26 protein-coding genes are annotated in these 26756 nt (G+C 63.9%); 7 read left to right on the top strand and 19 right to left on the bottom strand.

Translation table 11 applies throughout. The features are described 5' to 3' along the window. Positions 1–5: 5 nt before the first annotated feature. On the top strand, positions 6–1484 hold the full coding sequence (locus tag LQ232_RS00660) for an FAD-linked oxidase C-terminal domain-containing protein (protein ID WP_230177498.1): 1479 nt from the start codon (positions 6–8) through the stop codon (positions 1482–1484). A 2-nt stretch (positions 1485–1486) separates the two neighbouring features. Here the strand turns inward: LQ232_RS00660 and LQ232_RS00655 are convergent, their stop codons facing one another. From LQ232_RS00655 to LQ232_RS00585, 15 genes are all read right to left on the bottom strand, one after another. Then, entirely contained in the window at positions 1487–2179 is a 693-nt protein-coding gene (locus LQ232_RS00655; RefSeq protein ID WP_230177496.1) for a GntR family transcriptional regulator, read from the bottom strand. A 4-nt stretch (positions 2180–2183) separates the two neighbouring features. Continuing rightward, the gene (gene hpxZ, locus LQ232_RS00650) at positions 2184–2585 is read right to left on the bottom strand and encodes an oxalurate catabolism protein HpxZ (protein ID WP_230177494.1); all 402 of its coding nucleotides are present in this window, start codon (positions 2583–2585) and stop codon (positions 2184–2186) included. Continuing rightward, complete coding sequence (atzF, locus tag LQ232_RS00645) at positions 2582–4435, bottom strand: allophanate hydrolase (RefSeq protein ID WP_230177486.1); 1854 nt, start codon at positions 4433–4435, stop codon at positions 2582–2584. Before atzF ends, hpxZ begins: the two co-directional genes overlap by 4 nt. Positions 4436–4449: 14 nt before the next feature. Further along, the gene (locus LQ232_RS00640; protein ID WP_230177484.1) at positions 4450–5133 is read right to left on the bottom strand and encodes a cysteine hydrolase family protein; all 684 of its coding nucleotides are present in this window, start codon (positions 5131–5133) and stop codon (positions 4450–4452) included. Next, positions 5130–6782 carry an ABC transporter ATP-binding protein gene (locus LQ232_RS00635; protein WP_230177482.1) on the bottom strand — a complete coding sequence of 551 codons (1653 nt, stop codon included), beginning with the start codon at positions 6780–6782 and terminating at the stop codon, positions 5130–5132. Before LQ232_RS00635 ends, LQ232_RS00640 begins: the two co-directional genes overlap by 4 nt. 1 nt (position 6783) lies before the next feature. Further along, complete coding sequence (locus LQ232_RS00630; protein WP_230177480.1) at positions 6784–7587, bottom strand: ABC transporter ATP-binding protein; 804 nt, start codon at positions 7585–7587, stop codon at positions 6784–6786. Positions 7588–7993: 406 nt separating this feature from the next. Next, on the bottom strand, positions 7994–8773 hold the full coding sequence (locus tag LQ232_RS00625) for an ABC transporter permease (protein ID WP_230177478.1): 780 nt from the start codon (positions 8771–8773) through the stop codon (positions 7994–7996). Between the two features lie 5 nt (positions 8774–8778). After that, positions 8779–9780, bottom strand: a complete 1002-nt coding sequence (locus LQ232_RS00620) for an ABC transporter substrate-binding protein (RefSeq protein WP_230177476.1) — start codon at positions 9778–9780, stop codon at positions 8779–8781. A 376-nt stretch (positions 9781–10156) separates the two neighbouring features. Next, positions 10157–10852 (bottom strand): cysteine hydrolase family protein, encoded by a 696-nt coding sequence (locus tag LQ232_RS00615; protein WP_230177474.1) that lies wholly within the window; start codon positions 10850–10852, stop codon positions 10157–10159. After that, positions 10849–11898 (bottom strand): formamidase, encoded by a 1050-nt coding sequence (locus LQ232_RS00610; protein WP_230177472.1) that lies wholly within the window; start codon positions 11896–11898, stop codon positions 10849–10851. Before LQ232_RS00610 ends, LQ232_RS00615 begins: the two co-directional genes overlap by 4 nt. A gap of 16 nt (positions 11899–11914) precedes the next feature. Next, positions 11915–12838: an ABC transporter permease gene (locus LQ232_RS00605; protein WP_230177470.1), complete on the bottom strand. Its 924-nt coding sequence runs from the start codon at positions 12836–12838 to the stop codon at positions 11915–11917. Then, complete coding sequence (locus LQ232_RS00600; RefSeq protein ID WP_230177468.1) at positions 12835–13926, bottom strand: ABC transporter permease; 1092 nt, start codon at positions 13924–13926, stop codon at positions 12835–12837. Before LQ232_RS00600 ends, LQ232_RS00605 begins: the two co-directional genes overlap by 4 nt. Positions 13927–13938: 12 nt before the next feature. Next, positions 13939–15057: a BMP family ABC transporter substrate-binding protein gene (locus tag LQ232_RS00595; protein ID WP_230177466.1), complete on the bottom strand. Its 1119-nt coding sequence runs from the start codon at positions 15055–15057 to the stop codon at positions 13939–13941. Positions 15058–15151: 94 nt separating this feature from the next. Beyond that, positions 15152–16225: a mechanosensitive ion channel family protein gene (locus LQ232_RS00590; protein WP_230177465.1), complete on the bottom strand. Its 1074-nt coding sequence runs from the start codon at positions 16223–16225 to the stop codon at positions 15152–15154. Beyond that, positions 16209–17207, bottom strand: coding sequence for a TerC family protein (locus LQ232_RS00585; RefSeq protein WP_230177462.1), 999 nt, complete (start codon positions 17205–17207; stop codon positions 16209–16211). The genes LQ232_RS00590 and LQ232_RS00585 overlap by 17 nt, the downstream gene beginning before the upstream one ends. Positions 17208–17311: 104 nt before the next feature. On the opposite strand from LQ232_RS00585, the gene LQ232_RS00580 reads away from it, so the two are divergent. The 5 genes from LQ232_RS00580 to htpX all read left to right on the top strand — a co-directional run bounded on the left by LQ232_RS00580 (position 17312) and on the right by htpX (position 20288). Next, positions 17312–18193: a LysR family transcriptional regulator gene (locus LQ232_RS00580; protein WP_230177459.1), complete on the top strand. Its 882-nt coding sequence runs from the start codon at positions 17312–17314 to the stop codon at positions 18191–18193. A gap of 111 nt (positions 18194–18304) precedes the next feature. Continuing rightward, entirely contained in the window at positions 18305–18664 is a 360-nt protein-coding gene (locus LQ232_RS00575) for an HPF/RaiA family ribosome-associated protein (RefSeq protein WP_230177457.1), read from the top strand. 23 nt (positions 18665–18687) lie between these two features. After that, positions 18688–18951: a zf-TFIIB domain-containing protein gene (locus tag LQ232_RS00570; RefSeq protein WP_230177450.1), complete on the top strand. Its 264-nt coding sequence runs from the start codon at positions 18688–18690 to the stop codon at positions 18949–18951. A 29-nt stretch (positions 18952–18980) separates the two neighbouring features. Next, a complete protein-coding gene (locus tag LQ232_RS00565; protein WP_230177449.1) occupies positions 18981–19391 on the top strand; it encodes a TerB family tellurite resistance protein in 411 nt (136 codons plus the stop codon). Positions 19392–19412: 21 nt separating this feature from the next. Continuing rightward, a complete protein-coding gene (htpX, locus tag LQ232_RS00560; protein ID WP_230177448.1) occupies positions 19413–20288 on the top strand; it encodes a protease HtpX in 876 nt (291 codons plus the stop codon). A gap of 52 nt (positions 20289–20340) precedes the next feature. On the opposite strand, the gene LQ232_RS00555 is transcribed toward htpX, so the two are convergent. From LQ232_RS00555 to LQ232_RS00540, 4 genes are read right to left on the bottom strand one after another with little or no spacing between them, the layout of a single operon-like run. Continuing rightward, positions 20341–22722 (bottom strand): hypothetical protein, encoded by a 2382-nt coding sequence (locus LQ232_RS00555; RefSeq protein WP_230177447.1) that lies wholly within the window; start codon positions 22720–22722, stop codon positions 20341–20343. Positions 22723–22741: 19 nt separating this feature from the next. Then, positions 22742–23515 (bottom strand): ABC transporter permease, encoded by a 774-nt coding sequence (locus LQ232_RS00550; protein WP_230177441.1) that lies wholly within the window; start codon positions 23513–23515, stop codon positions 22742–22744. Continuing rightward, positions 23512–24528: an ABC transporter substrate-binding protein gene (locus LQ232_RS00545; RefSeq protein WP_230177433.1), complete on the bottom strand. Its 1017-nt coding sequence runs from the start codon at positions 24526–24528 to the stop codon at positions 23512–23514. The genes LQ232_RS00550 and LQ232_RS00545 overlap by 4 nt, the downstream gene beginning before the upstream one ends. Further along, a complete protein-coding gene (locus LQ232_RS00540; RefSeq protein WP_230177430.1) occupies positions 24525–25301 on the bottom strand; it encodes an ABC transporter ATP-binding protein in 777 nt (258 codons plus the stop codon). Before LQ232_RS00540 ends, LQ232_RS00545 begins: the two co-directional genes overlap by 4 nt. Positions 25302–25456: 155 nt before the next feature. Here LQ232_RS00540 and LQ232_RS00535 point away from each other — a divergent pair, with 155 nt between their 5' ends. After that, positions 25457–26209, top strand: a complete 753-nt coding sequence (locus LQ232_RS00535; RefSeq protein ID WP_230177428.1) for a GntR family transcriptional regulator — start codon at positions 25457–25459, stop codon at positions 26207–26209. Positions 26210–26756: the final 547 nt, after the last annotated feature.

The following is a 26756-nucleotide window of genomic DNA, read 5'->3' as shown; positions in this document are numbered from 1 at the left end:
GGGCGATGGACACCACCCAACGCACCCAACGCCAGCGCGACGTGGTCGCCGCTTTGCACCGCGTGCTGCCCGCGCGCAGCGTGCTCTGGCACGACGAAGCCGTCGCCCCTTTTGAATGCGATGGTCTGAGCGCCTACCGACAACGCCCCCTGGCCGTGGCCATGCCCGAGACCCACGAAGAAGTGGGTGCGGTGTTGAAAGCCTGCCATGCCCTGAAAGTGCCCGTGGTGGCACGCGGCGCTGGCACCGGCCTGTCGGGTGGCGCCTTGCCCGACGACCTGGGCGTGACGCTGTCGCTGGCACGCCTGACCAGCATCGTTCATGTCGACCCCCTGGCCCGCACCGCCATCGTCCAATGCGGCGTGCGCAACCTGGCGATCAGCGAAGCGGCCGCACCGCACGGCCTGTATTACGCGCCCGACCCCAGCAGCCAGATCGCCTGCACCATTGGCGGCAACGTGGCCGAGAACGCTGGCGGCGTGCACTGCCTGAAATACGGCCTGACGGTGCACAACGTGCTGCGCGTGCGCGGCTTCACGGTGGAAGGCGAGTTGCTTGAACTGGGCAGCGAAGCCCTGGATTGCGCAGGCCTGGACCTGCTGGCCGCTTTCATCGGCAGCGAAGGCTTGCTGGGCGTGGCCACCGAAGTGACCGTGCGCCTGCTGCCCAAACCACAAGTGGCCTGCTGCCTGTTGGCCAGCTTCGACGAGGTCGGCAAGGCCGGTGACGCCGTGGCCGCCATCATCGGCGCCGGCCTGATCCCCGCTGGACTGGAGATGATGGACGGCCCCATGACGGTGGCCGTGGAAGACTTCGTGCGCGCGGGCTACGACCTGAACGCCGCCGCCATCCTGCTGGTTGAAAGCGATGGCACCCAGGAAGAAGTGGACGAAGAGATCGCGCGCCTGACCGCCGTGCTGCAGTACGCGGGCGCCACGCGCATCGATTGCAGCCAGAACGAAGCGCAGCGATTGCGCTTCTGGAGCGGCCGCAAGAACGCCTTTCCGGCCACGGGCCGCATCAGCCCCGACTACCTGTGCATGGATGCCTCCATCCCGCGCCGCTGCCTGGCCGAGATGCTGCACGCCATCAGCGCGATGGCCGTCACCCACGGGCTGCGCTGCGTCAACGTCTTCCACGCAGGCGATGGCAACCTGCACCCCTTGATCCTGTTCGATGCCAATGACCCGGACCAGCTGAAACGCGCCGAGGCCTTTGGCAACGACATCCTGTGCACGGCCGTGGCGCTGGGCGGCACCATCACGGGTGAACACGGCGTGGGCGTTGAAAAGCTGGGCGCCATGTGCGTGCAGTTCAGCGATGCGGAACGCGCGCAGATGCTGGCCTTCAAGGCCGCATTCGATCCGCAAGGCCTGCTCAACCCGGGCAAGGCGATCCCCATGCTGGCGCGCTGCGGCGAGTTGCGCGGCGTGGTCAAGTCCAGCGCCCTGACCACCGCCTTGCGCGACCTGCCTCGCTTGTAAGCTCAGCTGCGGCGGGCCTGGTAGAGCATGTCCAGCGTGATGTGCCGCACCTCCAGCTTGCTTTGCTCGATGTGGGCGCGCAGCAGGCGCTGGGCTTCGTCACTGCGCCTTTGCGTGATGGCGCGGATGATGCGCGCGTGCTCTTGGTAGGTGGCCTCCACCCGGGCTGGTTTTGTGAAATCCAGGCGCCGGATGATGCGGATGCGCTCGGTGATGTCGTCGTGCACACGTGCCATCTCGGCATTGCCGGTGGCGTGCACCAGCGATGAGTGAAAAGCCTCGTCCAGCATGTCGACCATGCTGGTGACCGGGTGGCGTTCATCTGCCTTGACCAACCAGGCATCGGCCAAAGTCTTGAGGATGGGGCGGTCTTCGGCCTCGCACAGCTTGGCCACGGCATGGGTTTCCATCAGCACGCGGAAATCATAAAGCTGGTCGAACACCTCGAAGTTGAGCGGCTCGACCTGCCAGCCGCTTTTGGGAAACACCTGCAGGAAGCCTTCGCTTTGCAAGCGTTGCAAAGCCTGGCGCAAAGGTGTGCGGCTGACCTGCACGCGGCCGGCCATGTCGCTTTCCGAGAAGCGGTCACCCGGCAGCAGCACGAAGTCGAAGATGAGTTGCTTGATCTGCGCGTAGGCCCGCTCGGCCAGTGTGGCTGGCGACGAGGTGTTGAAGGGCGGCGCGATCAAGCTCACAGTTTCATCCAGGCGTGAAAGGGATCATGCTGACGTGGGCCGAGACGATCTTCCAACCATCCGAGAACCGCACCCAGGTCTGCGTCTGAAAGCCGCGCAAGGTGGTGTCACTGCGCGTGAACTCGGTCATGGCCACGGCCATGTCGGGTCCAAAGGCCGTGATGCGGACTTCGTGAAGCTGGCGAGTGTAATCGGGCGGCGGCACGGTCTGGCGGTAGGCCACCAACGCCTCGTGGCCCAGTTGCTTGTCGCCAATGCCATAGCGGGTCACGCAGGGGCTGGCCCAGAAGTACGCGTTGAGCGCCTCCACGTCGTTGGCCACCAGGGCATCCTCATAACGCAAGAAGATGGCGGTGACTTCTTGCAGCACCTCGGGGTGGTTGAGGTGGCTGGTCGACAGGGTCATGCGGTTTTCCTGTTCATGTAGGCGCGCCAGCCGCCGTGCTGGCTGATGTCTTCGGCGCCAAGCAGGCCACAGGGCTCACAGATGAAGCCCTTGACCCAACTGCCATCTTCCAGCTCGACCGATCCCAGGCCCAGTGGTGGTGGGATCAAGGCCAGAAAAGAACCGACGCTGGATTGCGGCATCGCGTAAACCTCGACCGCGATGGCGTGACCTTCAGCGGGTGGTGCATCGGCCGAGACGCGGACCAGGCCGGGCTTGGGCGGCACGGTGCCCGGCAAGGCGAACAAGCGGTAGTGCGGGGCCGTGCGGGTGCTGGACACCAACCTGGCCTGGCGCTCGGTGAGTTGATTGTGCAGGGGCATGCCGCTCAGGTGCGCGCCCACGACAGACACCATCAGCGTGGGCGCAGCCAGGGCTTGCACGCCGCAAGGCCACGTCAGCTCGGCATCGGTGGGTGCGTTCAGGGCGTGGCCCAAAGGGGTGGTGGTGCTGCAGGCCAGGGCCTGTTGCCACAGGGCGCCCAGATCGAGCAGGGCCGCGTCGCTGCCGCCGGGTGCGATCAGGGTGATGCCGAAAGGCAGGCCTCTGGCCGTGAAGCCGCTGGGCAAGGCCAGCGCCGCCAGGCCCAGCAGGTTGACAAAGTTGGTGTAGGTGCCCAGCTGGCTGTTGCGGACCACCGGGTCGGCCTGCACGCTGGCCAGCGTGGGCATGGTGGGGGCCGTGGGCACCATCAGCACATCGATGTGTTGCCAAGTGGGCAAGGTGGCCTGGGCCAGCTCGCGCAAGCGGTACTGGCCCTTGAAGGCCGACACCGCATCGTGCTGGCGGGCGCCCTCGATGATGCCGCGCACCACGGGATTGATGTCATCGGCGTGCGATGCGATGAAATCGCTGATGGCCGCGTAACGCTCTGCTACCCACGGGCCTTCGTACAACAGGCGCGCCACGGCCATGAAGGGGCTCAGGTCCACAGGCACCAGCTCAACAGGCCAAGGTTGACCATCGACATCGCGCAAGCCGGCCCATTGCGCCTGGGCCCGGTCAAAGGCGCCTGCGTACTCGGCATCGCCAAAGAACTCGGGCGCCATGGGCACGCCCACGCGCAGCTTGGCGGGCAGGCGCGGTGCCTGCAAGTTCACCTGGTTGAAGACAGGTTCGCCCGCTTGCGGCCCTTCCACCACGGCCAACACGCGTGCGCCATCGGACGCGGTGAGCGCGAAGATCGACACGCAATCCAGCGACTTGCACGCCGGCACGACCCCGCCCGTGGGCACCAGGCCCGGCGTGGGTTTGATGCCCACCAGGTTGTTGAAGCCCGCGGGCACGCGCCCCGAGCCTGCCGTGTCGGTGCCCAAGGCAAAGGCCACTTCACCACGCGCCACCACCACCGCCGAGCCTGAGCTGGAACCGCCGCTGACGTGTTCATCACTGAAGGTGGAGGTGGGCACGCCATAGGGCGAGCGGGCGCCGACCAGGCCGGTGGCGAACTGGTCGAGGTTGGTCTTGCCGACCACGATGGCGCCTGCCGCCATCAAGCGCTGCACCACGGTGGCCGATTGCTTCGGCATGTAGGCAAAGGCCGGGCAGGCGGCGGTGGTGGGCAGGCCGGCGACGTCGATGTTGTCCTTGACGCCAAAGGGGATGCCGAACAAAGGCAGGGTCGCGGGGCTTTGGCCGGCCAGGGCGTCCAGTTGCGCCTGGATGAAGTCGGCCGGTGCGCGGTGAATCCAGGCGGGATCCTCCGGCGTGGCGGGTGGCGCGGTGAGGAAGCGGGCGAACACCTGCGCGGGCGTCAGGGCGCCTTCGCGGTAGGCAGTCAACAAGCCCGAGATGGTGTGGGGAATGGACATGGCAACAAGATCGATCAGGTGGGCAAGACCGCCAACAGGGATGCGCTGGGCGCCGTCCAGCCCACGATGGCGCCTTGCGCGCGGATCATGGCCAAGGCGGCTTCCTTGAACGCGGGGAAATAACTTTCGGTGCCGTCTTCGACCAGCAGGCAGTCGTAACCGCGGTCGTTCGCTTCGCGCATGGTGGTCTGCACGCAGACTTCGGTGGTCACGCCCATCACGATGAGGTGGGTGATGCCGCGTGCTTCAAGCACCTCGCCCAGGCCGGTGCCGTAGAAGGCACCCTTGCCGGGCTTGTCGATCACGACTTCGCCATCGATCGGGGCCAGCTCGGGGATGATGGCGTGGCCGGGCTCACCCTGGATCAGGATGCGGCCCATCGGGCCCTCGTCGCCAATGCGCAGCTTGGGCGCGCCACGCAGGCGTTTGGCGGGCGGGCAGTCGGACAGGTCAGGCAGGTGCCCTTCGCGGGTGTGGATGACGCAGCCGCCGCTGGCGCGCCATGCTTCCAACACACGCTTGACGGTGGGCACGATCGCGGCCAGCAGCGACACGTCATTGCCCAGCGTTTCACCAAAGCCGCCCGGCTCGATGAAGTCGCGCTGCATGTCGATGATGAGCAAGGCCGTGTGCGCCATGCTGAAGCTGTACTCGAAAGGCTGCGCGGGCACTTTCAGCAAAACGGGTTCGGCGCTCATGCGGCTTGCTCCAAAGGGGTGGATGCTTCGTGGTGGCCACCGCCCATGAAGGCGCCCAGCACGCGGCGGTCGGCATCCTGGGCCTGGCATTCGTGAACGATGCGGCCTTCGCTCATCACCACGATGCGGTCGGCCAGTTTCAGCAACTCATCGAGATCTTCGCTGACCAGCAGCACGGCGCCGCCTTGGTTGCGCACGCCCATGATGCGCGAGTGGATCTCGGCCACGGCAGCGAAGTCCAGACCGAACACCGGGTTGGACACCAGCAGCACATCGACCTGGCCATCGAGCTCGCGGGCCAGCACGGCGCGCTGCACATTGCCGCCCGACAGCGATTTGATCGGCGCGTTTTCGCCTTGGGTCTTGACGCGGTACTCGGCAATCAACTGGCGCGCCTGATCGCGCAAGACACCGCCACGGATCCAGCCACCGCGGGCCGCCGGGGCCTGGTCAAATCGGCGCAGGCCAATGTTCAAGGCCACGCTCAAGTCGCCCACACAGGCATTGCGCAAGGGTTCTTCGGGCAGGCTGCGCACATTGAGGCGCTGGTTTTGTTCGCGACGCGCTTCGTACAATTCATTGGCGATCTTCACCTGGCCGGATTCGCGGTCGCGCTGGCCCACCAGGGATTCCATCAACTCGCGCTGGCCATTGCCTGAGACACCAGCGATGCCCAGGATCTCGCCAGCGCGCACCTTCAAGCTGAGTTGGTGCACGGCACGCTCACCCCGATCACCTTGCACGTCGAGCTGGTCAACCTCCAGGCGCAGGGGCGCGGTGGGGTTGAGCAGCACGCGGTGCAGCGGCGCGGTGGAGACCACCTCGTCCAGCACAGCTTCGGGGACCATGTCGATCACATCATCGGCAGCCTTGCTGGGGGCTTTGCGGACATGGCTTTCACCGACCATCTCGGCGCCCAGCAACGCGGGGTTGGTGTCGGCCACGCGGTGGCTGCCGACCAGGCGGCCCCGGTGCAGCACGCTCACGTCGTCGGCAATCTCCATCACCTCGCGGAACTTGTGGGTGATCATGATGATAGAGACCTCGCCTGCATGCGCACGATCACGCAAGAGGCCCAGCACCTCGTCGGCCTCTTGCGGCGTGAGCACCGAGGTGGGCTCGTCCAGGATTAGCAGGCGTGGCTTGAGGTAGAGCTGCTTGAGGATCTCCAGCTTTTGCTTCTCGCCCGCCGACAGGTCCATGGGCCGCGCGTCCAGGTCGAGCTTGAAGGGCGTGGTGTCCAAGAAGGCCTTGAGTTCCTGGCGCACCTTGTGCCAGGGGATGATGGAGGGCAGCGTGCCGCGCGCCAGCAGCAGGTTCTCGGCCACCGTCATGCCGGGCACCACGGTGAAGTGCTGGTAGACCATGCCGATGCCCAGGTCGCGGGCCACCACTGGGGAGGTGATGGCGTGCTCGCGGCCATCGATCAGCACCGAGCCTTCTTCAGGCTGGTGGTAGCCAACCACGGCCTTGACCAGGGTGCTCTTGCCCGCGCCGTTCTCGCCCAGCAGTGCATGCACGGTGCCGGGCCGCACGTCGATGGACACCCCGTCCATCGCGGTGAAGCTGCCAAAGCGCTTGGTCAGCTTGTAGGTGGACAGCGCCAATGCGCCGGTCTTGGGAGGGACGGGGTCGAGGGGGGCGGTCATGTCAGGCTTTCATCTCACGCCGGAAGACTTCCAGCGTATGGGCCTTGACGCGCACGAACTCGGGGTCGGAGACCGACTCTGGGTGGCGAGGCCGCGGCAGTCTGAACGGCACGATCTCGGCGATGCTGGTGGGCCGGCGTGTGAGCAGCAGGATCTCGTCGGCCAGGAAGACGGCGTCTTCCAGATCGTGCGAGACGATGATCATACTGACGCCCGTGGCCAGGTGAGCTTCTTGCAGCTTCTCGCGGATGAACAGGGTCATCTCGAAGTCGAGCGCCGAGAAAGGCTCGTCCAGGAACATGACCTCGGGGTTGGGGGCCAGGGCGCGCATGATGCACACCGTCTGCATCTGGCCACCTGACAGCTCATACGGGTAGCGTGCCAGGTCGAAGCGGATCTCGAACAGCTTGACCAGTTCGTCCACACGTGCCTGCACCTCGGCTTCTTTCATGCCGTGGCGGCGCAGGGGGTAGGCGATGTTGTCGCGCGCTGTGATCCAGGGGAACAGCGCATCGCGGTAGTTCTGGAACACGTAGCCGATTTTGGTTTCTTTCAGCGTCTTGCCATCGAACAGGATCTCGCCTTTGTCCAACGGGATTAGGCCAGCGATCATGTTCATCAAGGTGGACTTGCCGCAGCCATTGGGGCCGAAGATCGACACGATCTTGTTGCGGGGCAAGTCGAGGTTGAAGTCGGTGTACAGCGGCTTGCCCGCAAAGGACTTGCTCAAGCCACGCACTGTGACATGAGGGCGGGAGGTGGTGGGCATGGCCACGGGCTCATCGGATTGGAGAACGGCGCTCATGGGGTGATCCTCTTTGATGGCCTGGGGTGCTGGTGGGAGGTTGTTGCGTGGTGGGGGAGAGTGCGGTGAAACCGAAGTGGGCAGTGGGGCGCACGGCTGCGCTCATGTCCCCCGGCCGGGCTTCGCCCGACCTCCTCCTTTACTTCGCTTCGCCGTGCACCCCACTGCCCGCTTCTTTCACCACGTTGGTGGAGAGAGGGGGATGGGCGGCGGCATTCGCCGTCGCCCATCCCCAGGCCTTCGCGAAGCGAAGGCTTTGCCAGAGCGCCGCCAGACAGAGCGAGGCGGGTGGACAGCGGAGCGAAGTAAAGGAGGAGACCAGGCGCAGCCTGGGCGGGGGACATGAGCGCAGCTGTCCACCCGCCTCGCTCTGTCCCAACCCCAAGCGACGGCAACACCAAGCCTTTCATGCCTTGCCACTCCAATGCACAACCTTCGTCTCAATCAACAAAAACATCAGATTCAGCAGATAGCCCAACGCCCCCGTGATCAAGATGGACGTGTACATGTCCTTCACATTGAACACCTGCTGCGCATCAATGATCCGATGCCCCAAGCCCGTCTCCGAGCCAATGAACATCTCCGCCACGATCACGATGACCAGCGACATCGACACCCCCGTGCGCAAGCCCACGAAGGTCTGCGCCAGGCTCTCCATCAGCATCACATCCTTGAACACATGCCAGCGCGACACGCCCATGATTTGCGCCGCCATCACCCGCGTCTTCTTCGCGTTCATCACCCCATACGCGCTGTTGAACAACACCAGCAACACCGCCGCAAAAGCCGCGATGGCAATCTTGTTCGCATCGGTGATGCCAAAGATCAGCAGGAACAATGGGATCAGGGCCGACGAAGGCGTGGAGCGGAAGAAGTCGATCAGGAACTCGACACTGCGGTAAGCGTTGACCGAACTGCCCAGCATCACCCCCAGTGGCACCCCAATGGCCACCGCGATGCCGAAGGCCGCCAAAGTGCGCCACAAGGTGGCCAGGAAATCGGCCTTGATGGCACCACTCCAAACACTGTCCCACAGGTGCAGCAAGGTCTCACCCGGTGGTGGCAGCAACACCGGCTTGACCCACTGCGCGGCAATCACCAGTTGCCACAGCGCGAACAGCAGCAGCGGCCCGATCAGGGGCAATAGGCGCGCATCGAACAAGCGGTCGAGCTGTTTTGGGATCATCGCGTTCAACCTGTGTAGATGAGGGGCTTGACCGGCACAGCGCGCGAGAAGATCTTGCGCTCGGTGAACACGTCGAAGAACTTCTGGAAGTAGCCCAGGTCCGAGGCCGTGAATTCGTTGTAGAGCGTGAAGCCGGCCAGCGGCACCTCGTTGACCAGCGAGGGGTCGATCGAGGTAAAGCCATCCAGGTGCTTGCGCACCTCAAGCGGGTTCTTGCGCACGAAGTCGACCGCCCGCACATAGGCGGCGATGTACTTTTTGGCCGCGTCCGGGCGGTCCTTCAAAAGGCTGGTGGTGACGCTGGCCGAGCCACCAAACCAGGGCGCATCGGCCGCGCCCAGCACATACTTGGAGATCACACCGTTTTCCAGCACGCGGGTCAGGCCCTTGAGGCGGCCCGCGGTGCCTGTGGGCTCCAGCGTGTAGACGGCATCAAGCTGGTCAGCTGCCAACGCGGGCACATGCTGGCCGATCGGCAACTCGATCACCTTGGGGTCCACGATGCCATTCTTCTCCAGGATGATCTTGGCCAGGGTGACGTTCTGGATGCCCGGCCCCGAGGCCACGCGCTTGCCCTTGAGCTCGGCGATCGATTTGATCGGGCTGTCCTTGGGCACCACGAACTGGTCAAGGATCAACTTGTGGTTGGAGGGGTTGGAACAAATGATCTTGTACAAGCCCGGCGAGACGATCTCGGCCAGGCCCAGCGCGGCCGAGGCCGTGCCGTTGGCCGAACCATGCGTGCGGCCCGCGATCATGGCCTCGGCCACCTGTTGGGCACTGGCGAACTTCACCCCCTCCACGTTCAGCCCGGCCTCCTTGAAGAAGCCGCGTTCCAGCGCGGTGTACAGCGGCAAGCCCGAGGCGATGGGCCAGTAGCCGATGAGGATCTTGTCGTCGCTGGCGATGGTAGGCGCTGACATCAGGCCCGCCCCCACGGCGACGGACGCCGCACCAGCTTGCAGAAACTGCCGGCGACCGGGCTTATTCGACAAAGATGAACTCACGGCGTCTCCAATGCTTTGATGAGGGACGAAGATGATGGGTGGTGGTTGGGCGCGAACGGACAGGGCAAGCGGGGTGCACGGCTGCGCTCGTGTCCCCCGGAATGGGCTTGGCCCATTCCTCCTCCTTTACCTCGCTTCGCCGCACACCCCGCCCGCCCCATCCTCAGAGCGCTTGCGTGAGGGTGGGGTTGATCGCGAGCGATCAACCCCACATGGCGGCACGCCACCACCATCGCCGCCAGCGAAGTGGGGTGGGTGGCCAACGTAGCGAGGTAAAGGAGGAGGTCGGGCGCAGCCCGGCCGGGGGACACGAGCGCAGTTGGCCACCCACCCCACGCAGCCACCCCAAGGCGATCGGCACGCAAAGAATGCGCCATCACAAAGTCTCCAACGCCTTGATCACCGCACCAGAATCTGACACCGTGCCAAACACCCCGCCCTGCATCAACACCATGTTGAAGGCGGCCGCGTGGTTGGCGGGATCGGTGGCACCGGTGCAGTCGGTCAGGATCACGCACTCGAAGCCACGGTCATTGGCCTCGCGCATGGTGGTGTGCACGCACACGTCGGTGGTGATGCCGGTCAGGATGATGTTCTTGATGCCCTGGGTGTGCAGCAGCATCTCCAGGTCGGTGGCGCAGAAGCAGCCCTTGCCCGGCTTGTCGATGATGGGCTCGCCCGCGATGGGGTAGAGCTCGGGGATGATGTCCCAGCCGGGCTCGCCGCGCACCAGGATGCGGCCGCACGGGCCCACGTCGCCAATGCCCACGCCATTGGTGCCAATCTGGCGCGAGCGCCAGCGCTTGTTGGCCGGCAGGTCGGTCAAGTCGGGGCGGTGGCCTTCACGCGTGTGGATCACCAGGATGCCGGCCTTGCGCGAGGCATCGAGCAGCTTCTTGATCGGCTCGATGGGCGCGCGCGTCATCGACAGGTCGTAGCCCATCTTGTCCACATAGCCACCCACGCCGCAGAAATCGGTCTGCATATCAATGATGATGAGCGCGGTGTTCGAGGCCTGCAGATCGCCATCAAAGGGCCAGGCGTAGGGTTTGGATTCGATGGTCAAGCTCATGCGGCCTCCTTGAACAAAGACGCTGGCGTGCTGGTGTCCAGCAGGTTGGGCTCGTTGCCCTGGAACTCACGCGTGGGCTCGGGAATGCCACACGAGGTGCCGTCGGTGACCACGACCTCGCCGTCCCACGGCAACGCGTATTGGCCCGACACCATGTCCTGCATGAAGGTGTAGGGGCAGTCTTGCGCCCCGCCCTTCACGGCCGCATAACCACGGCGGTAAAGCTGGTAGATGTTGTTCTCGACACCCCAGTTCAGGCGGGCCTCGCGGATCAGGTCGGGGCGGATCTCGGCGCAGACGATCTCGTCGGGCCGGCCACCGCCTTGCACGGCCACCGTGCCATCGAAATGGCAGACCATGGCCTCGCCCATGGAATCAAACGTGCCGTCGCTGCCGCACAGGCACACGCTGGCCGTCATCATCAGGTTCTGGAAGGCATTGGCCTGGTTGGTGATGCGCCACGCGTGGCGCACCGGTGCGGTGTAGCCCGCTGTGCGGATCATCAGCTCGGCACCCTTGTAGGCACACTCGCGCGCCATCTCGGGGAACATGCCGTCGTGGCAGATGATCAACGACAGCTTGAGGCCCTTGGGCCCATCGATGACGGGGATGCCCATGTTGCCGGGCTCCCAGGGCTCCACCGGCACCCAGGGGTGGAACTTGCGGTAATACAGCTTGAGCGCGCCCTGGTCGTCAAAGATCAGGCCTGTGTTGTAGGGCATGCCGTGCGGGTTGTGTTCCATGATCGAGAAGCAGCCCCAGATCTTGTGTGCAATGCAGGCCGCGCGCAGGGCCGCCACCTCGGGGCCATCCAGCGTCACCATCAACTCGGGCGCCGTGCTCATCGACAGGCCATGCAGCGAGTACTCGGGGAACACCACCAGGTCCATGCCCGGGTAGCTGCGCCGCGCCTTGCCCACCATGTCGACCACGCGCTGTGTTTGTGAGGCCAGTTGCGCCGGGGTCTCGACCACCGGCAACTGCAATTGCACCAGGCCCACGACCACGCCGTTGGGCGATTTGTTGAGTCCACTGAGTCCGCTCATGCTGTGCTCCTTCTCGTCAACGTGACACGTTCAATTCCATCGGGGCGCCTTGCAGTGATCGCTTGGGCGAGCAGGTCCAGATCAGGATCAGCAAGGTCAAGGCATAAGGCATGGCGTTGAACAGGTGGTAGCCCGCGCTGATGCCCACCGATTGCAAGGCCGGCCCCAAGGCGCCCGCGCCACCGAACAGCAAGGCGGCCCACAAGCACTTGATGGGTTGCCAGCCCGCGTAGATCACCAGGGCCACCGCGATCAGGCCCTGCCCGCTGGACAGGCCTTCGTTCCAACTGCCCGGGTAATACAAGGACAGTGAAGCACCCCCCAAGCCCGCGATGAAGCCGCCCGCCATAGTGGCCAACACGCGCACCGTATTGACCGAGTAGCCCAGTGCCCGCGATGCATCGCTGCTGTCACCCGCCATGCGCACGATCAAGCCCCAGCGTGTGTTCGCCATGGCCCAGGCCATCAAGCCCGCCAAGGCCACACCAACGGGGAACAAGGCATTGATGCGCAAGGCGGCCTGCACCTGCTGCGAATCGCTCCAACCGCCCAGATCAATCGAAGGGATCTGCGCGGCTTGCGGCTGGATCAAGCCCTTGCCCAGGTAGAAGGCCAGGCCCGCGCCCAGCAACATCAAAGCGATGCCGGTGGCGATGTCGTTCACGCCTTTGAGCGAGCACAGCAAGCCGTGCAACAAGGCCAGCAAGGCGCCCGCACAACCCGCGGCCAACACACCCAACCAAGGCGAGCCCGTGAGGTAGCTTCCCCCGAAGCCGGCCATGGCCGACAGCACCAGCACGCCTTCGAGGCCCAGGTTGATGCGGCCTGATTTTTCGGTCAGGCACTCGCCCAGACTCACGAACAAGAAGGGCGTGCCCACGCGGATCGCGCCACCCAGCACCGCGATGATCACGTCGAACCAGATGGAGGATTCACTCATGCGGGCACCTGCGACAGGTTGTTGGCCGAGATGCCAGGGCGGCGGGCCAGCAGCTCACCCAGGCGACCGCGCAAGGCCTCGCTGGCCAGGATCATGACGAAGGCAAAGCCCTGCAGCACCAGCACCGAGGCATCGGGCAAATCCAGGCGGCGTTGCAGCAAGCTGCCCGCCGAGCCAAAGCCGCCAAACAAGATGGCCACAGGGATCACGGCCCAGGGGTTGTGCCGCGCCACGAAAGACACCAGGATGCCCGTGTAGCCCAGGCCGGCAATCAACGAGGCATTGGCATTGGTGTGCACCGCCGCCACCTCGATGGCGCCCGCCAGGCCCGCACAAGCGCCACCCAAGGCACAGGCCGTGATCACCAGGCGGTGGCTGGGCAAGCCCACCAGGCGCGCGGCCCGGGCATTGCCGCCCACCACCCGCGTGGCAAAACCGTGCGTCGATCCATACAGCCAGAAGCCCGCAATCACGCAACAGCCCACCCCCCAGGCCAAGCCCCAATGCACCTCATAACCGGGGATGGAGCCCAGCAGGATGGCCGGGTCCAGCGGCAAAGTCGAAGGCTTGTTCAAGCTGCTCGGGTCGCGCATGGGCCCTTCCACGAAGTGCTTGAACAGTGCCACCGCCAGGTAACCCATCAACAAGGAGCTGATGGTTTCATTGACACCGCGGTATTGCCGCAAAGCGCCCACGATGCCGATCCAGACAGCCCCCGCCACCGCGCCCGCCAGCAACACCATCACGGTGCCCACGGCAGAAGCCGGCGGCGCAATCAGGTAAGGCAAGCCGGCACAGGCCAGCCCACCCAGCACCAAGGCGCCCTCACCACCAATCACCATCAACCCCGCGCGCTGCGGAATCGTCACGCACAAGGCGGTCAACATCAAGGGCGCCGAGCGCTGTAAGGTGTTCTGCCAAGAGAAGGCATCGCCAAACGCGCCCTTGAACAGCAGCACCCAGGTCTCGGTGGGCGAGGTGCCGCCCAGCCACACAAAGCCGCCAAACAGCAGCACCGCACCCGCCAGCGCCAGGATGGGCAAGGCAATGCTTTCCAAAGCCGACGCCGTTGATGAGGAACCGCTCATGTGAACTCCCGGTCAGACCTTGCCGATGACGCCTTCGACCAGGTAGTTCATGCCTTCCAGCACCGGGTCGATCTGCTTGATGGTCGTGCCCTTGGGCACCACGACCTTGCCAGTGTTGTCCTTGATCTCGCCCTTGAAGATCTCGAACTCGTCCTTCAGCATCAGGGCCTTGATGGCGTCGGCGTTCTTGCGCGCGCCTTCGCTCACAGCAGGGCCGTAAGGCGAGGTCTTCACAAAGGCTTCCTTCAAACCACCGCGCAGGAAGTTGGGATGCGGCTTGCCGGTGCGCGCGGCATCGACGATCTGCTTGTAAGGCGTGACCCAGTTCCACTCGGCGCCCGTCAAGTAGGCCTGTGGCGCCAGCTTGGCTTGCGAGGCGTGGTAACCGCACACGAACTTGCCGCGCTTGGCGGCCGTTTCGACGATGACTTTGGGGCCATCGACGTGCATGGTGAACACGTCCACGCCCTGGTCGGCCAGGCTGTTGGTGGCCTCGGCCTCTTTCACCGGCATGGACCAGTCACCCGTGAAGATGACCGAGCAGGTGATATCGGGGTGCACCGAGCGCGCGCCCAGCGTGAAGGCGTTGATGTTGCGCAGCACTTGGGGGATGGGCTTGGCCGCCACGAAACCGATCTTCTTGGACTTGGTGGCGTGGCCGGCGATCACGCCGTTCAGGTATTGGGCTTCGTCGATGTAGCCGAAGAAGCTGCCCACGTTCTTGGGGTGCTTGGCCGCGTCCCACATGCCGCCGCAGTGGGCGAAGCGCACGTCGGGGTTCTTCTTGGCGACGTCGAGGATGTGGGGGTTGAAGTAACCGAAGGAGGTGGGGAAGAGCAGCGTGGCGCCGTCTTGCGAGATCATGCCCTGCATGGTCTTTTGCACGGCCTGGGTCTCGGGCACATTCTCTTCGCCCACGATCTTGATGCCAGGCATCTTCTTGATCTCGGAGGCCGCTTCGTAGTGCGACTGGTTGTAGCCAAAGTCGTCCTTGGGGCCCACATAGATCATGCCGATGGTGATGGGCTTTTGCGCCAGCACCAGGTCAGACCAGCCCGCCATGGCCACTCCAGCTCCGGTGGCACCCACCGTCTTGAGCCAGGAACGACGATTCCAATGATCCAGCGACATGCGTTTTCTCCTTGCACCGGCTTGATGCACCGTTGATGTACCAGCTTGTATACCAGCAACATGTGTGCCACCCCAAGGGAGTGCGGAGCGCCGATCAAGGCTGGGGAAAATGCAGCGTCTGCGTGGGAAAGGCGATCTCGGCACCGTGCTGCGCCACGATCTTCCCGATCTTCAACAGCACGTCTTGCTTGACTTCCTGGTAAGCCACCCAGACCACGGTTTTGGTGAAGGCATAAACCATCACATCCAGCGAAGACGGCCCGAACTGGGTGAAATTGACGATCAGGGTCTGCGTGGCGTCGATGTCCGGGTGCGCAGCCAGCATGGCCCGGATGTCGGCCACGATGGGCGCCACGAGGTTGATGTCGTCATAGCGCAGGCCGATGGTCTCCTTGATGCGCCGGTGGCTCATGCGCGAGGGGTTTTCCACCACGATGTTGGTGAACAACGAGTTGGGCACGTAGATCGGGTTCTTGTTGAAAGCACGCACGCGGGTGTGGCGCCAGCTGATGTACTCCACCGTGCCTTCGATGCTCTTGTCGGGCGAGCGGATCCAGTCGCCCACGCTGAAGGGGCGGTCCAGGTAGATGGTCAGGCCACCGAAGAAGTTGGCCAGGATGTCCTTGGCCGCAAAGCCCACCGCGATGCCACCCACGCCACCCAGGGCCAAGAGCCCGGTGATGTGGAAGCCCAGCGTTTGCGCCATCATGAGCACGGCCACCACCAGGGTGATCAGGCGCGCCAGCTTGCCCAGAGCGTCAATCGTGGTGCCATCCACCTCTTCACCACGCGCCAGGCGGGCGGCAATGACATGGCGACTGGCTTTGCCAATGAAGCGCAACAGGAACCACACCCCACAGGCGATCAGCGCCACATCGCGCAGTGTCTGCACCTCGGCCAGGAAAGGCTCTTCAACATGACGCTGCAGCACGCGCGCCATGAAGCTCAAGCCCACCACCCACATGGCCACCAGGATGGGCCGGCGGGCGGTACTGACCACGGCTTCATCCCAGGTGGTGGCTGTGTTTGCCGTCCACCGCGCGGCCTGGCGCAGCAGCACTTGTGCCAGCTGATTCAGCACCAGGGTGAGAATGGCGATGGCGATCAAGGAGGCCACCCAGGCATCGATGCCCACGTGGCGGCTCAACCAATCACTGATGGTGTTCATGCCGCCACTGTAACGGCCCGCGCGTCTTCCACATCGACACCAGCACGCCACCGGCGATCAGCCCGAAGGTGACCGCCAAAGAGATGGCGGGCGGGAACTTGCCGATGAAGCCCACCAGGAAGATCTTCGTGCCGATGAACACGAGCACGAGCGCCAGCGCGTACTTGAGGTACTTGAAGCGGTGGATCATCGCCGCCAGTGCGAAGTACAAAGCCCGCAGGCCCAGGATCGCGAAGATGTTGCTGGTGTAGACGATGAACGGGTCGGTCGTGATCGCGAAGATGGCCGGCACGGAATCGACCGCGAATACCAGGTCGACCAACTCGATCATGACCAGGGCCAGGAGCAGCGGCGTCGCGGTGCGCGCCAGCTGGCCTGTCGCGGGATCCGGTTGCCGCACCCAGAATGCATTGCCATGCAGCTGCTCGGTCACGCGCATGTGCTTCTTGAGGAACTTCAGCACCGGGTTGTTGGCGATGTCGGGCACGTGGTCGGCCATCAGCCACATCTTGATGCCCGTGAACACCAGGAAGGCGCCGAACAGGTACAGCACCCAGCTGAACTCGCTGACCAGCGTGGCGCCCAGCCCGATCATCAGCGCGCGCAACACGATCACGCCCAGGATGCCCCAGAACAGCACCCGATGCTGGTACTGCCGCGGGATCCCGAAGAACGTGAAGATGAGCGCGATGACGAAGACGTTGTCCATCGACAGCGACTTCTCGATCATGAAGCCCGTGTAGTAATCCATGCCGCTCTGGGCGCCCAGGTACCACCAGACCCAGGCCCCGAACGTGAGCGCGACGCTGATGTAGCCCGCAGAGAGGAACAGGCTCTCGCGCACGCCGATCGCGTGGTCGTCCTTGTGCAGCACGCCCAGGTCGAAAGCCAGCAATGTGGCGACAACGCCAAAGAAGACCAGCCAGACCCATGCCGGCTTGTCCAGAATGTCGACCGCGAGGAGTTGAAAGAGGGTGTCCATGGGCTTAGGCGTGCTGAAAGATGGCTGATGTTCCGTGGTCTCTCGGCTCGAAGGAATCAGCGCTAGAGTGAGTCCTGGTTCGGTTTTTTCGAAGTGAGCCCTCCATGTTGAATTTCCGCCACCTGTACTACTTCTGGGTCGTCACCAAAGAAGGCGGTTTCGCCCGGGCGGCGGAACGGCTCGACATGGCCGTGCAGACCATCAGCGCCCAGGTGCGCGAACTGGAGAAGAACCTGGGACACCAACTGCTCAAGCCCGCCGGGCGGGGCGTGGCGCTCACCGAGGCGGGTCAAGCGGCTTTCGCGCGGGCCGAAGAGGCCTTCCAGATCGCGCAGGCGATCCCGAATGAAGTGCGCGAGGCGGCCAGCGGCAAGCTGGCACGCCTGGCGGTGGGCTTCTCGGACGGGATCTCCAAGCTGGCCGCGCACGCCTTGCTCGAACCGATCCTGGCCACGCCCTCGCTGCGCTTGCTGTGCCACGAGGGGGAGTTCGAGCAATTGCTGGCCGAACTGGCCTTGCACCAACTGGACGTGGTGCTGGCCGGACAGGCCGCGCCCAACAACCCGAACCTGCGGCTCAGCAGTGAGCGCGTGGTCCAGTCACCGATCGAGTGGTATGGCCCCACGGCGATCGTGCGCACGGCCGCGGTCGCAGGGTTCCCTCAATCGCTGGACCGGCTGCCCATGCTCTTGCCCACCGGCCACTCGGCGCTGCGGTTCAGACTTGATCGTTGGTTCGAAACCCAGGGCCTGCGTCCGCGGATCGTGGGTGAGTTTGAAGACAGCGCCATGCTGGCGGTGTTTGCGGCGCGTGGGCTCGGCGTATTTCCGGTGAGCCGGTTTGGCGCCTCGGGCATGGCGATGATGCGCGGATTGCGGCTGCTCGGCCGCTGCGAAGACGTGTCGGACGAGGTCCACGCCATCTGGTCGCGCCGAGGGCAGCACCACCCCTTGGTGACGCAGATGCTGGCCGCCGTGCGGACTTGATGACTTTGAATGCATCGGATTTTCCGATGTTGGCCTCACTGATTTGCTGCTTTTTCAAAGCGGCTTCGCGCCCTACCTTCGGTCTGTCCCTTCACCGATGGAGAGTTTCTGATGCAGGTCTTGTTCAAGTCGCGCGATCCCCAAGCCCACGAACTTCGGGACTTGGTCCAACGCCGCATGCGCTTCGTGTTTCGCCGCATCGAGTGGCTGATACCGAAAGCCACCGTGCAACTGTCCGATGTCAATGGCCCGCGCGGCGGCATCGACAAGCGCTGCCAGATCGAGATCAAGAGCGACATCGCCGGCAACATCGTGGTCTCGTCGGTGGACCGCGACTGGCGGACGGCCTTGGACAAGGCCTTATCGCGCGCCGCGCGGTTTTTGACGCGCCAGTGGCGGCGCGGGACTGACAACAAGCGGCCCCGCCAACGCGCCATCGCACTGAGCGCTGGCGAAGAGCAGGCCGGATGAATGACGGTGTCAAGGAGAAAGCCATGAAGTGCCCAACTTGCCCCGAAACCGCATTGGTGATGACCGATCGCCAAGGTGTCGAGATCGACTATTGCCCCGCGTGCCGGGGGGTTTGGCTCGATCGAGGTGAACTCGACAAGCTGATCGAGCGCTCTGCCACAGCGGCGCCAGCCAGACTCGACCGATCCAGCAAGGGGCGCGAGCCCGGCTTCGTCGACTCGGACTGGGCGGACCGACCTCGGAACACCAGCCGCAGGAGGTCGTGGCTGAGTGACATCTTCGATTGACGTCACCCCCCCATCCTGGAGAAGACCACATGCGCACCTATCCCTGCAACAGCCCCCAGGCCGCCGCGCGCATCGTCGCGCTGACCGTCCTGGCAGACCGAGAGATCGGCCAGGACGAGCTCGACCTGCTGGACCGCCTAGCCGTTCACGAACAACTGGGGCTTGACCGCCAGAGCTTCCAGGCCGTCCTTGACAGCCTTTGCGAAGACCTCTTGTCGAGCGAACAATTGCGCTGGGCCGACAAGTGTCCGGTGGATGACGCCACGCTCGCCGGGTTCATGGGCGAGATCGAGGATCCAGCCCTGCGGCGCAGGTTGCTGCGCCTGTGCATCGACGTCGCCGAGGCCGACGGGCAAGTGGACGATGGCGAATCGATCGTGTTGACCGCCGCGGTGGAGCAATGGGGCCTGCACCGCGAGATGTTTCGATCGCCCGGCTGAATGAAGGATAGGAAACCGCTGATGAAACGCATTGCATTGTTCTTGCTGACCAACCTGGGTGTGATGCTCGTCCTCGGGCTGGCGGTGAACCTGCTCGGCCTCAACCAGTTCCTGACGGCCAACGGGCTCAGCCTGACCAGCCTGCTGGGCTTTGCGTTGGTGATGGGTTTTGGCGGTGCATTCATCTCGCTGTTGATCAGCAAGCCCATGGCCAAGTGGACCACCAGGCTGCAAGTGATCAACGGATCGCCCGACCCAACGCATGCCTGGTTGGTGAGCACCGTCGAACGCTTCGCGAACCAGGCGGGCGTGAAGATGCCCGAGGTCGGCATCTACGAAGGGCCGCCCAACGCATTCGCCACCGGTGCCTTCAAGAACTCGGCCCTGGTGGCCGTGTCGACCGGGCTGCTGACGTCGCTGACGCGAGACGAGGTTGAAGCCGTCATCGGCCATGAGGTGGCCCACGTGGCCAATGGCGACATGGTCACGATGGCGTTGATCCAGGGCGTGATGAACACCTTCGTGGTCTTCTTGTCGCGCGTGATCGGCTACTTCGTGGACAAGGTTGTGCTGCGCAACCAAAACGACGGGCCGGGCATGGGCTATTACGTCACCACCATCGTGATGGATGTCTTGCTGGGCGTGGTGGCCGCGCTGATCGTGGCCTGGTTTTCGCGGCAGCGGGAGTTCCGCGCCGACGCAGGCGCGGCACGGCTCATGGGCCGCAAGCAGCCGATGATGGACGCGCTCGCCCGCTTGGGCGGGCTGGACCCGGGCGAGATGCCCAAGGCCATGCAGTCCATGGGCATCAGCGCCCGTACCGGAGGGGTGATGGCGCTGTTCTCGACCCACCCGCCCATGGCGCAGCGCATTGAGCGGTTGAAGCAAGCCACTTGATTATGAAGGGCTCCGCCAGCGGAAGCGACGGACCAATCAGGCTCCTTGCAAATCAGCGATGCTCAGCCGTCACGAACATCGCCGACGTCCACACCCGCGATTGATCGCGTTGGCGGGCCGTGATGAACAAGGGATGCTCCAAGTCGGGCGCCAGCCCCAAGCCGACGAGGTTCACTTCGCCTGCCAATTCGCGCGGCAACGGTTGTTCGGTGATGGGTTCGATGTGCAGGATCAGTTCAGTTCCCGATAACTCTTCCTGAAATTTGCCACCAGCCAGCAGCTCCGCGCCACTGATGCTGACCTCAACTTCGGGCGCGTGCACGAATGGCTGGCGCTTGAGCGGGCTGCCCACCTTGACGTAGCCATCAATGCGCGCCTTCACCTTGATGCGCGCGTCCCGCAGGGCTCCCAGGGTGAGTTCGATGCTGTCGGTGTCGCCATGGGTGGCGGTTTTGAAGCGCATCGTCGTGGTGTTCTCGCGCCAGGTGGTCTGCTCGGGATGGTCGAATCCATGCGTGTCCACGGCGCGGATGGTGGTCCCCAGCACCTCGATGCTGCCATCCCAATAGGCGCCGCGATAGCGGTCTTTGATTCGTGCGCCACCCACACGGATGCGCACGCGGGTGTCGGACCAACCCAGCTCTTGATGCAGGTCACGCTCCCAGATGCATTGGTCGCCGCGGAAGAGGCGCACCGATTCCCATCCCGCTTCGCCCAGCAAATGGTAGGACAGCGGCGTGGCGCCATCCGCCTCGCACACTTCCCCCATCCAATGCTTGCCCAGGCGAAGTGACGCGAAGCTGCGCTCTCCGGTGGTCGCAAAGGTTCGACGAGCCCTCAGCGCCTGCCCGACGCCTTGGCGATCAAACCGGGCGGCCAGCACGCCTGTGAGTCCACCACGCGACCCAAACACGGCCGTGGCCGGAACGCCGCCACCGCAACGCCCCTGGTGCTCATCGCTGTTGGCCACAGCACCCACGCGGTAGCCGCGTGCCAATGCCTCGGCATAGACCCAATGGAACTGCCCCCACGCGGACCCCACCTCCACCAGTCGTTCAAGCTGAGGGTGATGCCAGTCAAGATTGCAACGCCTGCCGCCCACGTGGGGAATCATCAGGTGACTCTCGGGGGCGTCCGCGTAGGCGGCGTACAAATCATCCACAGGCCAGGTGCCGGGACGGATGGTGCCTTGCGTGAACTCGTTCCACTCGAAGCTGCGCATCAGGCGCCCCTGCTCATCGAACGGGAAACGCGGTTTGCCCTCCCCCAGAAACACGATGTTGCGGTCGCCGCCTGCCGCCGAGTTGCCACACCATTCGGTACCGGGGTAGCAGACGAAGCGGCCAGGCTCGTTGAGTGAATGGATCAACTCCACCGCCTTGTTCCAGCGCGCCTCGGTGATGTTGAAATCGTTGGCCGTGTAGCCCAATACATCCAGGCCGGCCACATCACGGCCGTAGCTGAGGTTGTAGAGCGTGTCGTTGGTGCCGATGGTGTCATCGGAGTGGACATGCAGGTCCGCGTACAGGGGGCGCAGCGCCGACAGCTCGGACGCATTGACATGGGCCTCGGCCTTGAGGCTCAACAGCGGATGTGGCACCTCACACGCCAGACGCCATTCGCCTGGCGTGGGCAAGCGGTACCCCGGCACGCGTGCCACGGCCCAGCCTTGACTTGACAGGGCAAACGGCTGCGTCTGTGGCGGCTCTTCTGGCCCGTGGAGCATCAGTGTTCCTGCGAGGGGCGTGTCCTGGCAGGTGTTGCCCCAAGCATCGTCCAATCGCACGATGGCGTCGAATGATTCATTCAGACCTACCAAGCGCGGCGCGATCACTTTGAGCGTGGCTGGCGGGCCGGGGACGATGTCCAGCAGACAATCGCCCGGCACCTCCGCGAACTTGGAGCTGCCCAAGGGGTCGATGAACATGCGGAAGCGGAAATCTTTCTCGACGAAGCTCTGCACGCGGGTGCCAGCACCGCCATGACGGCGATCACCCAGGCGGATGGTGATGCGGTCTCCGGGGTTGAGGTAGCCATCCACGATGTCGATCAGCACGGCCTTCTGGAAGGGGCGCTCGTGCCCCTTTTGGTCGAACCGCACCTTGAGGTGTTGCACCGTGGCAGGGCTCTGGCCGGGCACCAGCGGGCCTGCCTGGTATTCAGCCGACACGAAGTTGGCGGCAGAGGGTTCTGAGGTTTGGAACAAGGCCCAGTCTGAGTAGAACTTGAAGGCCAGCTTGAGCCAGGCCCCGTCGGCCAAGCCTGAGGCGCCCACTTCGTACACCAGGGTCAGTTCGGTCCACTCACCGGCGACCAATTGCCGTCGCTCGCAGGTGAATCGACCCAGGAAGGGATTGCCCTTGTTCTGCTCATAGAGTCCTTGAGGCGCGGTGTAGTCGCCAGCCTCGCTGCGGGGATCGAATGCGTTGTTCATGGGTTTTTGAAGCAAAGGTTCACTGGCCGCGCCAGTAGCTGTAGCGAGATTCCAAGCGCCTGAAGATCAGGCTTTCTGTCAGCCAGGCGATCATTCCGATCAAAGAGATGCCCAGCAGCACCTGGCTGCTGTTGCCGATCTGCCCACCGGTGGACACCATCCACCCGATGCCCTTGGAGGCACCGATCATCTCGGCAGCCACCAGCGCACGCCAGGCCTGGCTGAAGCCAATGCGCAGGGCCGCGGTGATGAAAGGCAAGCAGGCGGGCAGGTAGACGTGGCGCAAGAGCTGCTGACGCGAGGCGCCCAGCGTGCGTGCCGCGCGCACCTCGCCGCCCTGGATGGATTGCACGCCCTCCTGGATGGTGATGGCCATGGGAAACACCGCGGCCATCACGATCACGGCCAGCATGGAGGCATCGCCGAGCCCCAGAAAGAGGATGATCAGCGGCGTCCATGCAATGGGCGGGATCGACATGAACAGGCTGTTGACGGGGCCCATGAACACCCGAAGCCCAGCCGACAAACCCATGGCGGTGCCCAAGGCCAATGCCATCACCGCCGCCAGGCCGAAGCCCGCCAGTTCACGCAGCAAGCTGGCGCCGAGGTTCTTTGGAAGGCTGCCGTCCTGCCACCAACGAACACCTTCGCGAAGCACCTCCCAGGGCTGCGGCAGCACGTAGGAGGGCATCCTGGTCGCCAACAGCATCCAGACCAGGAGGATCAAGGGCAGTGAGGCCCACGCCAAGACCCTGCGTGGTGTGGCGGGCTTGGTGAACGCCAACACGCTCATCTCGCCAGCCCGGCATTGGCCTTCACCCAATAACTTTGATCCACCACTTGCTCAACCTTCAATGGCTGCGAGATGAAGCCCAGCGTCAGCGAGTAGTCCATCAGGCGCTGAATGAAACGCAGATCCGAGGCTTCCAACTGGTCGGACCAGCCCAGGCGCTTGCGCGCCTCTTGCACGACCGATTCCGGCGCAATCGTCTTGCCGTCAGGCGCTTGCACCGCTTCAAGCTTGAAGGCCTGAGCGATGATCTGATTGCTTTCGGCGGGCTGCTGCTTGAGGAAGGCGATCGCTTTATGGTGCGCGCGAAGCAGCTTGACCACGTCGCCGCCACGCTCCTTGAGGGTGGCCGTGGGCGCCATCACGACGTACCAGGGGTACTGCGGCAGCGCCTGGTTCAGGTCCATCACCAGGCGGCTGTTGCCCCGCAAAAGGGCTTGCGACACGAAGGGCTCCCACAAAAAGGCAGCGTCGGCCACATTCCGATCCAGGGCCGCGTTCATGTTGGCTGGCGGCATGGGCAGGATGCTGAGGTCCTTGTCGGGATCCAGCTTCGCCTGTTCCTTGAGCACGAAGCCGCGCAGCAACACGTCCATGCCGCTGCCCTTGGCCACTGAAGCCAGGCGCTTGCCCCGCAGGTCAGCGACTGCCTTGATGGGGCCCGCCGAAGAACTGATGACCGCTGCCTGGCCAAAGTTCACCTTGGCCAGGATGCGCGCATCCAGGCCTCGCGAGAACCATTGGTAGACGGGCGGCGCGCCCACGTAGGCCACGTCCAGCTCGCCAGCAGCCAGGGCCTGCTGGAGCACGGGCCCATCGCCGAACGATTTGAGCTCCACGCTCAAGCCCTCTTCCGCGAAGAAGCGCTTTTGCTCGGCGATGACCGCCGGCGCATTGGCCATGGCAAACACCCAGCCGACGCGCAAGGGCTTGACCTGGGCCAGCGCGGGCACTGCCTGGAACATGGAGACCCCGGCGAGCGCGAGGGTCAAAAGGGTTTGGCGACGGTATGTCATGCGTGGCTCTTGGTGACGTGGTCAATGCGATCAAGCAACTGATCGCGGTACTCTAGAAAGCGGGGGAGACGGCTGGTCTGCAGCACACGCCTGGGGCGTGGCAAATCGATGCAAACCTCGCTGTCAATGCCATGGGGCGCGCGGCCCAGGACGACGACACGGTCGGCCAGGAAAACCGCCTCGTCGATGTCGTGGGTGACGAACACCACGGTCTGCCCCAGTTCAGAACACAGACGCAGCAGTTCTTCGTTCATGTGGCGGCGACTCATGGCATCCAGTGCGGCGAAAGGCTCGTCAGCCAGCAGCAATGCGGGCTCTGGGGCCAGGGCCCGTGCCAGCGAGACCCGTTGGCGCATGCCACCGGACAACTGATGCGGCCACTTGTGTGCGGCGTCTTTCAGACCGACCAGTTGGAGGTAATGCAAGGCCTTGGTGATCTGGTCCTGCGGAGACAGCGTGCCTGCCATCTTCAATCCGAAGCGCACGTTGTCGAGCGCATTCAGCCAGGGGAACAGTTGGGGAGACTGAAACACATAGCCCAACTCAGGCATCTCTGGATAGACAGCGTGCGCATTGACGCGGACGGAACCTTGGTCGGGCGACAAGAAGCCCGATAGCAGGTTGAGCAGCGTCGACTTGCCGCATCCCGAAGGCCCCAGCAGCGCCACGAATTCACCGGGTGTGGCCGCCAAGTTCAAGCCACGGAACACAGGCTGCCCATCAGCATGAGAGAAATCGATGTCCGACAGGCTCAGCGAGGCCGGCGGGCGCACGCTCGGTGCGTGATGATGTGGAGCGTTTCGCGGTGGCTGGGATAGTGTGTGCAACATGGTGAAGTTCAGGCGCCGGGATCTAACATCGGGCGTCCTGATGCATAAAATAATACGTTCTAATACAAGTTGGCGCTATACCAATTCCGAATGAACATATGAGCAAATCTGCTGCCCCACGGCCTCGCACACCGCTTTCGCGAGAGAACGCCACATCGCTGTACGAACAAATTGCCACCCGCCTGATGGAAGAGATGGAGGCGGGCCTGTATGAGCCCACGGGTCGTCTTCCCTCTGAAGCGGAGATCGGCGATCGCTTTGGTGTGAGTCGCGTGACCGTGCGCCTTGCGCTGGACAAGCTGGTTCAGGAGGGCGCGGTGGTTCGCAAGCAGGGCAAGGGCAGCTATGCCGCAGGCCGTCAGGTGCGCCACGGCCTGGACACGCTGCGCAGCTTCCACGAGTCGCTCAAACTGCAAGGACTCCAAGCCACGATGCAATTGCTGGACAAGAGGGTCGTGGTGTTGCCGGAGGAGGTGCGGCAGCGCTTCGCGCCTGCGGTCAAAGGCTTGTTACTGCAGCGGCTGCACTTGGTGGATGGCGAACCCGTCGCGCTAGGAGAGAGCTACCTGCCGTACAAGCTTCACACCTATGATTGGAGCGAGGTGGAACGGCGCCCTGCCTACAGCTTGCTGCAAGACAAGATGGGGGAAGGACCCACTCGCGCCGACATCGCCATTCGCGCCCAGGCCGCCGATGAACGGATGGCCACGGCGCTGAAGATTCCGGTCGGCGAGGCTTTGCTGGTGATGCGCCGCACCTCTTACTTCGGCTCTGGCGCATGTTGCGACCATTCGCACTTTTATGTGCGGCCGGAGCGTTATGAGTTCGTGTTGAGTAGCACCTTCAGGTGAGGTGAGAATGGTCCTGCGGACCGGGCGAGTGCCTGCTCTGCAGCGTAAGCAGCCGTCGACCTCCGCCGTCCGAATGTACGGTCAGCACTACCAAGCTGACCTTGGGCTCAGTAGCGCCCCCATTTCGAAGGTCATCGGTACGGGGTGCTGCTGCAGATGGCGTGTACGTCGGGCACAGTCATCTTGACGCGGCAAGGCCGGAGCTCAGATGGCAGGCCTCCAGCGGTACGGCAGCAGATCGCGCAGCGCCGATGCTGGGGCCAGCTGCGGATGGCGGCATGATTATGCGGGACGCAACATGTTAGTAGCTGCCACTTATCGGCGTAAGCTCACGTTGTGTTCTCAATGTCTCGCGAAACAACCTTAAACACTCATTTGTGACTCTTGAAATATGCAGGTATTGACATATAGGAATGGAGGAGCATGGCGTGAAGTTAAGGCCCCTCAAGAGGATGGCAGCGGACGGACCATCCCTGACCCCGCACTCGCAGAAATCAACCGCAACTTGTCCGACTGCTTCAGGTGCACCAACCTTGTCGTTCTCACA

This window comes from Aquabacterium sp. CECT 9606 (assembly GCF_918741295.1).
Classification (GTDB): Bacteria; Pseudomonadota; Gammaproteobacteria; order Burkholderiales; family Burkholderiaceae_C; genus Aquabacterium.
This window is presented reverse-complemented; position numbering and strand designations above follow the sequence as displayed.